The organism is Clostridium sp. ATCC 25772 (genome assembly GCF_001573875.1).
GTDB lineage: Bacteria > Bacillota > Clostridia > Clostridiales > Clostridiaceae > Clostridium_J > Clostridium_J senegalense.
The window spans coordinates 17,452-30,714 of the sequence record NZ_LFRG01000046.1 but is presented as its reverse complement, the minus strand read 5'-3'; the positions used below and the strand labels follow the sequence as shown (position 1 = coordinate 30,714).

General features: G+C 28.0%; 11 protein-coding genes, 9 tRNA genes, 1 rRNA gene and 2 other annotated features. All 21 genes read left to right on the top strand.

The genetic code is table 11. The annotated features are described in order from the left end of the window. The first annotated feature begins 89 nt into the window (after window positions 1–89). Window positions 90–207 (top strand): 5S ribosomal RNA (rrf, locus tag AZI32_RS14220). A gap of 25 nt (window positions 208–232) precedes the next feature. Continuing rightward, a tRNA-Ile gene (locus tag AZI32_RS14215) sits at window positions 233–309 on the top strand. A 5-nt stretch (window positions 310–314) separates the two neighbouring features. Further along, window positions 315–390: transfer RNA gene (locus AZI32_RS14210), tRNA-Ala, on the top strand. 154 nt (window positions 391–544) lie between these two features. Next, the gene (locus tag AZI32_RS14205; RefSeq protein WP_061996451.1) at window positions 545–865 is read left to right on the top strand and encodes a PadR family transcriptional regulator; all 321 of its coding nucleotides are present in this window, start codon (window positions 545–547) and stop codon (window positions 863–865) included. A gap of 37 nt (window positions 866–902) precedes the next feature. Further along, window positions 903–1,457: a DUF1700 domain-containing protein gene (locus AZI32_RS14200; protein WP_061996450.1), complete on the top strand. Its 555-nt coding sequence runs from the start codon at window positions 903–905 to the stop codon at window positions 1,455–1,457. Between the two features lies 1 nt (window position 1,458). Next, window positions 1,459–2,391, top strand: a complete 933-nt coding sequence (locus AZI32_RS14195; protein ID WP_061996449.1) for a DUF4097 family beta strand repeat-containing protein — start codon at window positions 1,459–1,461, stop codon at window positions 2,389–2,391. 183 nt (window positions 2,392–2,574) lie between these two features. Next, the gene (locus tag AZI32_RS14190) at window positions 2,575–3,087 is read left to right on the top strand and encodes an HD domain-containing protein (protein ID WP_061996448.1); all 513 of its coding nucleotides are present in this window, start codon (window positions 2,575–2,577) and stop codon (window positions 3,085–3,087) included. Window positions 3,088–3,133: 46 nt separating this feature from the next. Further along, window positions 3,134–3,649 carry a transcription repressor NadR gene (locus tag AZI32_RS14185; protein ID WP_061996452.1) on the top strand — a complete coding sequence of 172 codons (516 nt, stop codon included), beginning with the start codon at window positions 3,134–3,136 and terminating at the stop codon, window positions 3,647–3,649. Between the two features lie 11 nt (window positions 3,650–3,660). Further along, on the top strand, window positions 3,661–6,354 hold the full coding sequence (locus AZI32_RS14180) for a UPF0182 family protein (RefSeq protein WP_061996447.1): 2,694 nt from the start codon (window positions 3,661–3,663) through the stop codon (window positions 6,352–6,354). Window positions 6,355–6,425: 71 nt separating this feature from the next. Further along, on the top strand, window positions 6,426–7,820 hold the full coding sequence (locus AZI32_RS14175; protein ID WP_061996446.1) for an FAD-dependent oxidoreductase: 1,395 nt from the start codon (window positions 6,426–6,428) through the stop codon (window positions 7,818–7,820). 12 nt (window positions 7,821–7,832) lie between these two features. Next, complete coding sequence (locus AZI32_RS14170) at window positions 7,833–8,069, top strand: DUF1667 domain-containing protein (protein WP_061996445.1); 237 nt, start codon at window positions 7,833–7,835, stop codon at window positions 8,067–8,069. Between the two features lie 54 nt (window positions 8,070–8,123). After that, window positions 8,124–8,324 (top strand) — a binding site (T-box leader). Window positions 8,325–8,458: 134 nt separating this feature from the next. Beyond that, window positions 8,459–8,659: a binding site (T-box leader), on the top strand. Window positions 8,660–8,716: 57 nt separating this feature from the next. Beyond that, window positions 8,717–9,991, top strand: coding sequence for a serine--tRNA ligase (gene serS / locus AZI32_RS14165; RefSeq protein WP_061996444.1), 1,275 nt, complete (start codon window positions 8,717–8,719; stop codon window positions 9,989–9,991). Between the two features lie 196 nt (window positions 9,992–10,187). After that, window positions 10,188–10,279, top strand: a tRNA-Ser gene (locus AZI32_RS14160). Between the two features lie 61 nt (window positions 10,280–10,340). Beyond that, a tRNA-Ser gene (locus AZI32_RS14155) sits at window positions 10,341–10,432 on the top strand. 8 nt (window positions 10,433–10,440) lie between these two features. Then, window positions 10,441–10,531 (top strand) — tRNA-Ser (locus AZI32_RS14150). Between the two features lie 34 nt (window positions 10,532–10,565). Then, window positions 10,566–10,657, top strand: a tRNA-Ser gene (locus AZI32_RS14145). A 61-nt stretch (window positions 10,658–10,718) separates the two neighbouring features. Then, window positions 10,719–10,810, top strand: a tRNA-Ser gene (locus AZI32_RS14140). 13 nt (window positions 10,811–10,823) lie between these two features. Then, a tRNA-Ser gene (locus tag AZI32_RS14135) sits at window positions 10,824–10,914 on the top strand. Window positions 10,915–11,041: 127 nt separating this feature from the next. Beyond that, a tRNA-Arg gene (locus tag AZI32_RS14130) sits at window positions 11,042–11,118 on the top strand. A gap of 238 nt (window positions 11,119–11,356) precedes the next feature. Then, window positions 11,357–12,022: a response regulator transcription factor gene (locus AZI32_RS14125; protein WP_061996443.1), complete on the top strand. Its 666-nt coding sequence runs from the start codon at window positions 11,357–11,359 to the stop codon at window positions 12,020–12,022. Between the two features lie 7 nt (window positions 12,023–12,029). Continuing rightward, window positions 12,030–13,232 carry a HAMP domain-containing sensor histidine kinase gene (locus AZI32_RS14120; RefSeq protein ID WP_061996442.1) on the top strand — a complete coding sequence of 401 codons (1,203 nt, stop codon included), beginning with the start codon at window positions 12,030–12,032 and terminating at the stop codon, window positions 13,230–13,232. Window positions 13,233–13,263 lie beyond the last annotated feature (31 nt).

The window sequence follows — 13,263 nt, the reverse complement described above, 5'->3', positions numbered from 1 at the left end:
ATTGAGTGAGAAGCGGAGTTTATTTATATAAATGAGCATAGGAACGAAGGAAATTGACGACGCAGTACGCAGCTTATATTAATTTAAAATCTGGTGATGATGGTTTAGAGGGTAACACTCCTTTCCATTCCGAACAGGCAAGTTAAGCCTCTAGACGCCGAGAGTACTGCACGGGTGACTGTGTGGGAGGGTAGGTTGTTGCCAGGTAGTACCAAGTTAATCTTGGTAATAAGGATCTTTAGCTCAGTTGGTTAGAGCAACCGGCTCATAACCGGTAGGTCCGGGGTTCGAGTCCCTGAAGGTCCACCATATTTGGGGGTATAGCTCAGTTGGGAGAGCACCTGCCTTGCACGCAGGGGGTCAAGAGTTCGAATCTCTTTATCTCCACCAAAACAGTTCAATTGAACTGTTTTTTTTATTGTTTAAAATTAAATTTGAAATATTACCCAAAAATATCGTTGCAATTTCTAAAAAAAGGTATATAATATAACTAAGTAGTGATTATTAATCACTAGTGAATAATATATTTTACAAGGGGTTTTTTATGAGTATACAATTTAAAAAAGGAGTATTAGAAATGTGCGTTCTTATGTTATTATGTAAAGAAGATTTGTACAGTTATGAACTTGTTAAAAGCTTAGATAAATATATAAAAACAGCAGATGGTACATTATATCCGTTATTAAGAAGATTAACATCAGATGGATATCTAACCACATATTTAGTAGAATCCTCAGAAGGGCCAGCAAGAAAATATTTCAGATTAACAGAAGAAGGAAGAATAAGAGCTAAGAGTTTAAAAGAGGAATGGCTAGATTTTTGTAGTAAGATTAATTTATTTATTGAGGAAATAGATAAAAATTAGGTTGGTATAATTTATAAAGGAGTTTAGGAGGAATAATATGAGTAAAGATGAGTTTTTAGCTCAATTAAGAAATGGACTTAAAGAGTTAGATAAATATACTTTAGAGGATATTTTAAAAGATTATGAAGAATATTTTATACATGGACGAGAAGAGGATAAAACAGAAGATACTATCTGCAAGGAACTTGGAACCCCAGAGCAAATTATAGAAAATTTATGTGAACAAGGAATAATAAATAAAAATCATTTAATAGCTTCGAATAAAAATAAAATAACTTATAGTTCCTTAAATATAATAATACTTGTTATATTAAATTTAATACTTGTTAGTATACTATTTCCTATAGTATCAGGAATAATAGGAGTAGCTATAAGTATGGTAATTTCATTACCATTTGTAACAGTTGGAACTATAGGTTTAATATTTACAACTATAATAAATAAATTAACCATATTTCCACTATTTTGTTTATTAACTATATTATCAGCAATGATTTTAATATTGATAGGAATATATTTTTTAACCTATGGATTTATAATTTTATCAAAAAAATATATAAACTGGAATAAAAAATTTGCTAGAGGTGAGTAGTATGAGAAAATTTCATAAAATTTTAAAGATTATGGCTATAGTATGTTTTTGTACCTTTACAATAGGATTGCTAGTTTCTATAAAAACATTTGATTTAAAAGAATTAAGCAATAAAAATTTGGATTTAAATAAAATTTCAAAATTTGTAATGAGTGATGTTGAAGAGGATAATAATGCTAAACACTTAAATAAGGAAATAGATTTAAATGAATTTAAATCTATTTCCATAAAAAGTGATATATCCAATATACAGCTAAAAGAAAATAAAAATATAAAGAATTTAAAGGTTACTGTAGATTATAAATATAAAGGTGATATAAATATAAAAGAAAATACTTTAAATATAGAAAGCGTTAACAGTGAAAATATGAAAAATAATAAAGGTGGATATAAAATATTATTAGAAGTTCCGAAAGGATTTAAAATTAATAAGCTAAATATAACAAATCATTTGGGAAATATAGAATTAGATGATATTTTATTTGAAGGTTCAGATTTAAGTTCGGATTTTGGATCTATACAAGTAAATTCAAGAGAATATATTTTAGTAAATAATATTAATGCTACTGTTAACATGGGAAAATTAGAGATAAACAATGTAGACTGTTTAAATGGAAAATTAACTAGTGATATGGGTAGTATTAAATATAATGTTAATAATAAAGAGGATGAAGATTATGGAAGTTTAAGTATTAAGTCTAGTGCAGGTGGTATCAATGCATGTTTTGAGTATTTAAATAGAAATTTAATATTAGAAAATGATATGGGGTTAGTTAAATTGAAAGTAAAAAATGAAGGAAAAAATATAGATTTAAAAACTTCTAATGATATGGGGAAAATTAAGAATAATTTTAAAATTGTAGAAGATACAAGTATAAATAAAAGATTTAATGTTGATATTAAAAATAATATGGGAGCTATAGAAATAAACTAATTTAAGTTGAAAGCTATAAATTTAGTATAATATAAATATATTTTTTAGAGAAAATAATTAATATAAAAATATATTTAAAAGCTAAATTTATAGCTTTTATTTTTGAAAATAAAATAATAATATTTAAAAAAATATTGTTAAGATGTATTATTGAATATAGTGTTAAATAAAAAGGAGAATATTATGTTTTTTTATAGAGTTGGCCAGTTTTTTAAAGCAATAACTGCAAAAGTCACAGAAGATGATATTATTTTTATTAATAACTACTTAAGTCATAAAGAAAAAGAGTTATTTTTCAAATTAAAGGTTTATGACCAAAAACATTGCATTGATGTAGCTAAAGATATAAAAATTTATTTTCAAAAAAACAACATAAAGAATGAAGATTTAAGTATTTTAAAAAATGATTTGATAAAAGCAGGGCTATTGCATGATATTGGAAAGATTAAAAAAAATTTAAATCCAATACAAAAGTCTATTTTAGTGATTTTAGATAAATTTTCAAAAGGCAAACTTAAAAATTTAGATAATATTAAAGCTATAGACATATATTATAATCATGATAAAGAGGGATATAAACTACTTAAAGAGAATAATTATAGCAAAGAGTTTTTAAATTTAGTTAAAAATCATCATAACTATGATATTGATAGTGTAGAAATAAATATTTTAAGAGCCAGTGATGACAAAAATTAAAAAGAAACTAAAGCCAAATAAATTACTAAAATCAAAGGAGGATCTTATGAGTTCAAAAGAACGTAGAGAGGATATAAAAGCTATATTTTTAGAAAGTAAACTACCGATAAAAGGTCAAGAATTGGCAACAAAATTTAATGTAACAAGACAGGTTATAGTAAAAGATATAGCTATATTAAGAGCGGAAGGAAATAATATAATAGCTACACCAGAAGGATACTTAATTACTAGGTATGAAAACACTAAAATTAGAAAAGTGATAGCAGTAAATCATGATAGAGAAGATGTATATAAAGAATTAAAAACTGTAGTCAAATATGGAGGTATAGTTGAGGATGTAATAGTAGAACATCCATTGTATGGAGAGATAAAAGCTACATTGATGATTAAAAATTTGAATGATGTTGAAAAGTTTAATGATAAATTTGATAAGTCGGAAGTAGAGCCATTATTTAAATTAACTAATGGAATACATATACATACTATAACTGTAGATAGTATTGAAGATATGGAAAATATTTTAAAAGAGTTAAAAGATGAGAATATTTTAATAGATAATTAAGAGGTGATAAGGTGGCAAGTAAAAAAAGAATAGGGTTATATAGTCTTATATTAATAGCTGTTATATTAGGTGCAATAGTGTCAGGTATAAGTATAATAGTAGACTATCAATGGTTTAAAGAAATTGGATATTTACCTATTTACTTTAAGCAAGTAGTATCAATATTAAAACTTATGATTCCTATATTTATGATAATATTTATAGCAATTACACTATATTATTTAAGTTTAAGACCTAATATAAGAAAAGTTAAAAAGGTAATAGAAATAAATAGAAAAGATGAGAAAAAGAAATTAAACAAATTTTTGTTTATAAATGGTATTATATCTTTAATAATTTCTTTTATATTTTCTTTTTCATATTGGTATAAAATATTAGAGTTTAAGGACTCTACTAGTTTTAATATTTCTGACCCTATATTTAATAAAGACATATCTTTCTTTATATTCAAATTACCACTTATAAGGTCTTTATATAATATGGGAATTACATTAGTTGTAATGTTAGTTATAATTACGTTTATAATGTATATATCTTTTGTTACAAAGGATAAAATAAAAAATAAGATAGTAAAAAATAATATAATAAAAGATTTAAAAAGTGGAATGACAACTTTTGCTGGAAAACAGTTAGCTGTTTTAACAGCATTAATAATGATTTTTTTAGCAATAGGTTATATGGTTAAAGGATGGGATTTAGTTTACTCTCCAAGAGGGACAGTTTTTGGTACTAGCTATACAGATGCGAAGGTAAGCTTGAAATTTTATAGAGCTATATCAATAGCATCAATAGTTTGCTCTGTAGTAGTATTTTTAAGTGTAATAAGAAAAAAATTTAAGCCAATATTTATGTCTGTTTGTTTAATAGCAATTTTAATAATAGGAGAAAATATAGCATCTATAGGAGTACAAGGTTTTGTAGTGCAATCTAATGAAAAAACATTAGAAAAGCCTTATATAGAGCAAAATATAAAATATACAAAACTAGGTTTTAATATAGATGATATAGAAGAAAATAACTTTGATGTAAACAATAATTTAGTAGGAAAAGATATAGAGGACAGTAAAGATATAATTGATAATATAAAAATAAATTCAGTAAAACCAGCTTTAGAATTCAATAACCAATTTCAATATATAAGATATTATTATGGATTTAAAGATATGGATATTGATAGATATAATATTAATAATAAATACAGTCAAGTTTTTATATCTGCTAGAGAATTAGATTTAGATAAACTAGATGAAAATTCTAATACATGGCAAAATAGACATTTAGCATATACTCATGGTTACGGCGTTACCATGAGCAAGGTAAATTCTGTTACAAGTGAAGGACAGCCTGATTTTGTTATTGGAAATATTCCTATAGAAAATGAAACTGATTTAAAATTAGATAATCCTAGAATATATTTTGGTGAAAGTACAAATGATTATAGCATTGTAAATACTAAGTTAGGAGAAATAGACTATCCTATGCGTGGAGAAAACATCACTAATAATTACGATGGAAATGCTGGAATAAGCATGAATTTAATTAATAGAGTTATGTTTGCAATAAAATATAAAAATCCTAAATTTTTACTTTCTCAAGATATAACGAAAGATAGTAAAATACTGATTAATAGAAATATAATGGAAAGAGCTAAAAAAATAGCTCCATTTATAAAATATGATAAAGACCCATATATTGTAGTTGAAGATGGTAAGTTATATTGGATATTAGATGGATATACAGTAAGCAATAAGTTTCCATTTTCTCAACCAATTGACGGAATTAATTATATCAGAAATTCTGTTAAAGTAATTGTAGATGCCTATGATGGAACTACAAATTTTTATATATCTGATAGCAGTGATCCGATAGCTCAAACTTATGCTAAAATTTTCCCTGAATTATTTAAGTCTATAGATAAAGTGCCTAGTAATTTAAAGTCACATTTTAAGTATCCAGAAGACTTATTTAATATACAATCAAGAGTACTGGGAAAATATCATGTAAAAGATGCAGGAATATTTTATAATGGTGATGATGTTTGGACTATTTCAAGTAATAAAGAAAAAATTGATGAAGAAGAAAAAGAAAGAGATGCGTCATATGTTATAATGAGGTTACCTGGAGAAGAAAAGGATGAGATGGTTGTTTTAGAGTATTTTAATACAAAGGGAAGAGATAATATGGTATCCATGTTTGGAGTAAGAATGGATGATGAAAACTATGGTAAAATGTTTTTATACAAGTTTCCAACTGGAGGTACTGTATACAGTCCTATGTTATTCCAAAAGAAAATACATCAAGACCCAGAAATTTCAAAAGAACTTTCTCTTTGGGATACAAAAGGTTCAGAGGTTCAATTTGGAGATACTATAATAGTTCCTATAAAAGATTCTTTATTATATGTAGAACCATTATATCTAAGAGCAGCAGGAGAAAAAAGTATTCCAGAAATGCGTAATGTTATAGTTGGATACTCTGATAAGATTGTGTTGGCACCAAGTGTAGATGAGGCATTAGTTCAATTATTTAACTATGAAGATAAAAACACAGGTAAGGATAATAACCCTAATTTAAATAAAAACGAATTAAATGAAATTAAAGATATATATAATAAAGCTATAGAATCACAAAAGCAAGGGGAATGGGGCAAATACGGTGATTATATAAATGATTTAGGTGAAAAATTAGATCAATTATTGAAATAGATAAAAAATATTTTAAATGCTCCAATCATATTAAGACTGGGGCATTTAAAAGTTTGTAATATGGAGGATATATGGATTATGATGTATTAGTTCTAGGTGGCGGAATGATAGGATGCGCTGTAGCCTATGAACTTTCTAAATATAATTTAAATATAGCAGTAATAGAAAAAGATTATGACATAGGAGCAGATGCTGCTCTTATTAATAGTGCAACAGTATATGATGGTTTGGAATGTAGTGATAGTGTTAGCTCATCACTAATAAGAAAAGGAAACTTAATGTTTGATGAATATACTGAAAAATTTAATGTCCCTTTTAAAAGAATGGGATCTTTGTATGTTGCAAAAGATGAAGAGCAATCAACATATATTAAAAACATGTATGAAAGAGCAAAGCTTAAAAACATAAGTGATGTAAGATTTTTAAAAGGTGATGAAATATTTCAATTTGAACCTAATTTAGATAGAGATGTTAAAGAAGCGGTATATTTACCTAACACAGGTGTAGTTTGTTCTTATGATTTAGTATTAGCATATGGTGAAATTGCTTTTGATAATGGAGTTAAATTTAGATTAGAGGAAGAAGTTTTAAGTATAGAAAAAATATCTAAAGGTTTTAGAGTTGAAACGAGTAGAAATAAATTCACTTGTAAAATTGTTATAAATACCACTGCAGAGAAACATCTTGGTGAAGATTTAAATAGTAATTTTATAGAGGATGCTGTAAAAAATAATTTAAAATACATCATGGTTAATAAAAATTATAGAAACTCATACTCTAATATAATATTTGATGTAGATAGTAAAGAAAGAAGATATATAAGACCTACAATGGATGGTAATATAATAGGGGCAGTAAGTACTAAAAAAAATATAAGTTATAATAAAGTTATAGATAAATTATCATCTATTTTAGGGTCTTTTGATAGCCATAAAGTTAAAATGGTATTAGATTGGACTTTGTATGATGAGCCAGTTGTAATTGATGATAGCATATCTGAAGATGGTTACTTAAATGTGGTAGTGAAGCATTTTGGAAAGGTCACAATGACACCAGCTATAGCAGAAATAGTTTGCAAAATAGTTGTAAATAATTTCAACTGTATATTAAAAAAGGATTTCATTGATAGACGAAGAGAGTACTATAAATTTAAAGATTTAAGTAATGTAGAGAGAAATAACATAATAAAACTTGATGAGAATTATGGAAAATTAGTTTGCTTATGTGAGGGTATAACAGAAGGCGAAATAGTTGATGCTATAAGAAGACCTTTAGGCGCAAGAACCCTTGAAGGGGTGCGAAGAAGAACAAGTGCTGGACTTGGAAATTGTAGAGGGGCTTATTGCAATCAAATAATAACAGATATTTTGGCAAGGGAAACTAATAAATCAATGTTAGATATAGATAAGAATACAAAAAGTTCTAAAATTGTCTTAAATAGAATTAAAGAATTTGATACAATGTAAAGGTGAAGTAACATGGAAAATAAAGATATATTTACTACGGTAGTAAGAGTAAAGGGTTCGGATATTTATTGTTTAGTTCCGGTAAAAAGTACTAAACCAATAAAAAAAGATTTTTGGATTGAATGTTCTAAAGCTTTATGTAGAATACATGTAGGACCGCCTATAAATATGGGGGATATAGTATGTAAAAACATACTAAATACAGGGGTTGACATAGTGGCTACAAAAAATATAAAAAAAAATATTTAGAATAGCTTGACAAAATTCAAAATACAGATTAAAATGATTTTAAAGTTAATAAAAAACAAACCGTTGATGAGAATAGTAATAAATTTTTAGTATCAAAGAGAACTAGTGGTTGGTGTAAACTAGTATATTAAATTTTATGAATCCGCCTCTGAGGGACTGTGATGAGCAGTACGGCATAGCCGTTATTTGAATTAAGAGGAATAACCATATGGTTATTCAATTAGGGTGGCAACGCGGAGTTTATCCGTCCCTGTTTAGGGATGGCTGACTCTTTTTTTATACACTTTTTTATAAAAATGAGCCATAAAAGCTAAAAAAATATAAAAAATATTTAGAAAAGCTTGACAAATGACAAAACAATTATTAAAATGATTTTAAATTAATAAGAAAACAAACCGTTGATGAGAATAGTAATAAATTTTTAGTATCAAAGAGAGCTAGTGGTTGGTGTAAACTAGTATATTAAATTTTATGAATCCGCCTCTGAGGGACTGTGATGAGCAGTACGGCATAGTCGTTATTTAAATTAAGAGGAATGACCATATGGTTATTCAATTAGGGTGGCAACGCGGAGTTTATCCGTCCCTGTTTAGGGATGGGTTGCTCTTTTTTTTATACAAAAAAATAAAACATTAGGAGGAAATATCATGTTAGATTTAAAAAAAATTCGTAATAATCCAGAAGCAATAAAAACAGCATTAAATGATAGAGGGGAAAACTTTGATGTTTCAGTTATAGATGAAGTTGTAGCTTTAGATCAAAGAAGAAGAGACATACTTGTTGAGGTTGAAGAGTTAAAAAATAAAAGAAATACAGATTCTGCAAAAATACCAAAATTAAAAAAAGAAGGCCTACCAGTTGATGAAATAATGGCTGAAATGAAAGAATTAGCAGATAAGATAAAAGGTTTTGATGTAGAACTTAATGAAATAGATGAAAAAATAAAATATATAATGTTAAGAATACCAAATATACCACATCCAGATGTACCAAATGGAGATACTGATGAGGATAATGTAGAGGTTAAAAAATTTGGAGAACCTAGAAAATTTGATTTTGAACCAAAAGAACACTGGACAATAGGAACTGATAGAAATATATTAGATTTTGAAGCAGGCGGAAAAATTACAGGTTCAAGATTTACAGTGTACAGAGGGTTAGGAGCAAGACTTGAAAGAGCAATAATAAGCTTCTTCCTAGATAAACATGTAGATGAAAATGGATATACAGAAATATTACCACCATACATGGTAAATAGAAATAGTATGATAGGAACAGGACAATTACCAAAATTTGAAGAGGATGCATTTAGAGTAGCAGACACTGACTACTACTTAATTCCAACAGCAGAAGTTCCTGTAACAAACCTATATAGAGATGAGATTTTAGATGGCACAAAATTACCAATAAAACACGCAGCATATAGTGCATGTTTTAGAGCAGAAGCTGGATCAGCAGGAAGAGATACTAGAGGTCTTGTAAGACAACACCAATTTAACAAAGTAGAACTTGTTAAATTTGTTAAACCAGAAGAATCTTATGCAGAATTAGAAAAATTAGTTAAAGACGCAGAAAGTGTATTACAAGCATTAGGTTTAGCATACAGAATAGTTAGAATATGTAAAGGAGACTTAGGATTTACTGCTGCATTTAAATATGATTTAGAAGTTTGGATGCCAAGCTATAATAGATATGTAGAAATATCAAGCTGTAGTAACTTTGAAGATTTCCAAGCTAGACGTGCAAACATTAAATATAGAGATGAAAATGGAAAACCAAACTTCATTCACACATTAAATGGATCAGGTGTTGCTATAGGAAGAACTGTAGCTGCAATTCTTGAAAATTATCAAAATGAAGATGGAACAATTACAATACCAGAAGTGCTAAGACCATACATGGGTGGAAGAGATTTCATCTAAACTTGTGACAATAAAATACTTAACTAGAGGTAAATCTCTTTAATTTTACATTAAGAGGTTTATCTCCTTAAGTAATTAATTTTATTGCCTATATATAATATGTAGATAAACAGTAAAAATTTAAATAAAACTATCAAATTTTATAAAAAGACCTTGACAGTTAAGGTTAAAATAAATATAATAATATGTGTGACACGGAGAGATGGTCGAGTTGGTTTAAGGCACCGGTCTTGAAAACCGGCGTACGTGATGAGCGTACCGTGGGTTCGAATCCCACTCTCTCCGCCAAACTTTTTTTTGATAAGAAGAGTTTAATAATTCAAACTAACTATAAGTTAATAATTAATGTGGAGAGATGGTCGAGTTGGTTTAAGGCACCGGTCTTGAAAACCGGCGTACGTGATGAGCGTACCGTGGGTTCGAATCCCACTCTCTCCGCCAAACTTTAAGGAGAAATACTCAAGTGGCCGAAGAGGCGCCCCTGCTAAGGGCGTAGGTCGGGTAACCGGCGCGAGGGTTCAAATCCCTCTTTCTCCGCCATATTGCATTAGTCACAATCAAATAAAATTAAAATGGAGAGATGGTCGAGTTGGTTTAAGGCACCGGTCTTGAAAACCGGCGTACGTGATGAGCGTACCGTGGGTTCGAATCCCACTCTCTCCGCCAAACTTTTTTTTGATAAGAAGAGTTTAATAATTCAAACTAACTATAAGTTAATAATTAATGTGGAGAGATGGTCGAGTTGGTTTAAGGCACCGGTCTTGAAAACCGGCGTGCGTGATGAGCGCACCGTGGGTTCGAATCCCACTCTCTCCGCCAATTTTTTTTATAAGGAGAAATACTCAAGTGGCCGAAGAGGCGCCCCTGCTAAGGGCGTAGGTCGGGTAACCGGCGCGAGGGTTCAAATCCCTCTTTCTCCGCCATAGTAAAGAACTTATAATATTAAGTTCTTTATTTTTTTATCAAAAGTAAAAATGAAATTACTATATTTTAGTATAATATATTGACATATCGGTGTTTTTTTGATAAAATATATTTGTTTTTGAATATGCGGTGGTAGCTCAGTTGGATAGAGTAGCTGGCTACGAACCAGTTGGTCGGGAGTTCGAATCTTCTCCGCCGCACCATAAACCTAGTAATCTTAATGGTTACTAGGTTTTTTTACTGTTTTAACATATTTAGGGTGTGATATTTCCGAAATTAAAAACTGTCTTCCATGTAGGTGAGATTAAGACTTTAAGAAAAGAGTATCATGATTTTGTTATAATAGTTATTATTCAATTAATAAGCAAAGAGAACTAAGTTAGCAATATAAGAGCTAATGTATAATAAAAATAGTTAAATTAAGAAAAAGGAGATAAAAATATGGTTACTATTTTGATAATTGAAGATGATGATACAATAGCTTTTGGAATTAAATCGTTTTTATTGAAAAACAATTACAAAGTTGTTCATGGAAAAAATTTAGAATCAGGAAAAGAGCTTTTAAAAACAGATATAGATTTAATATTACTAGATTTAAACCTTCCAGATGGATCAGGATTTGATTTTTGTCATTATGTAAAAAAAATTAAAGATATACCTATTATTTTTCTTACTGTTAGAGATGAAGAAAGCACAATAATAAAAGGATTAGATATGGGTGGAGATGACTATATTATAAAACCTTTTAAATTAAGTGTCTTACAATCTCGTATTACTGCTGTTTTACGTAGAACACTTAAACAGAATATAAAAGAAGATATTTTATTGTGTAAAAATATTAAAGTAATAAAGTCACAAACAAGAGTTTATAAAAATAATAATGAAATAGAATTGACTGTTGGTGAGTATAATTTATTACTACAATTAATAGAGAATAAAAATCGAACATTGACAAGGACAGTCTTATTAGAAAACCTATGGGATGTTCATGGAGAATTTGTAAATAATAATACACTATCAGTAGCAATAAAACGTCTTAGAGGCAAGTTGGAAGATGAATCTTTTATTAAAACAGTTAGAGGAATAGGCTATAGGTTGGAGGATTAAATTTTATATGAATAAAAATAGTATGAAAATATGGTTGTTTACTAGTTTCATATATATAACATTTTTTTGTGTTATATTTTATGGTTTTACTTACAAACAATCAGAGAAGATTTTTTATGAAAGAACTGCACAACTTATAGCAGTTGGTGTTAATGGTAATCCTGATATTGAACAAGCTCTAGTATCGTCATTAAAAAAGAAAAATGAAACAAAGATTAACAAAGGCAAAGAAATATTAGAGCAATATGGTTATTTTGAAGATTCTAAAGTTATTTTTAATAATCATCAAATATTTAGTAAAGTATTTATTAGTGTTTTATTATTAATTTCTTTACTATTTTTTTATTTTGGAGGCTCACTGGTAGTGTCAAATTTTATAAAGTGTAAACGTATAAAAGCTTTAACAGAATATCTTTATGACATAAATCAAGGAGTTTATAGAATACAGACTGATAAAAAAGAAGATGACTTTTCAATTTTAGAAGATGAATTATATAAAACAGTTATGATGCTTAGAGAAAGTAGGGAAAAAGAAAAGAAAGAAAAAGAAAAACTATGTAATAATCTTGCGGATATATCCCATCAGCTTAAAACTCCTCTTACGTCCATGTCATTAATGGTTGAATTATTAGAAATCAGCTCTATTGAAGGAGAAGAGGCCTTATATATTGAAAGAATTTCAGCACAGATACAACGTTTAAATTATTTAGTATCGTCATTATTAATACTTTCAAAAATTGATGCAGATGCAATGACATTAGAATATAAACCTATTAATATTTGTGAGCTAATAGGTGTCGCTGTTGAACCTCTACATTTAATGATAGAAAAAAAGAACCAACAGCTTCTTATAAAAGATAATAGTGATGTGTTTTTTTCTGGTGATTTTTATTGGACTAATGAGGCTATTCTAAATATAGTTAAAAATTGCTCTGAACACACACCAAATGGAGGAGAAATTTCTATAGATTATAAACAAAACCCTATATGCACACAAATAATAATTGAAGATAACGGCGAAGGATTTAATAATAAAGATATTCCACACCTGTTTACTAGATTTTATAAAGGGTCAAATTCATCTAAGGACAGTGTAGGAATTGGACTTGCCCTTGCAAATTCAATAATTAAAAAACAAAATGGTGAAATTATTGCTATGAATAAAGAAACAGGAGGAGCACAATTTATAATAAAATTTTATACAAATTAATTATGCATAATAAAATAAATGAAAAGTGAAA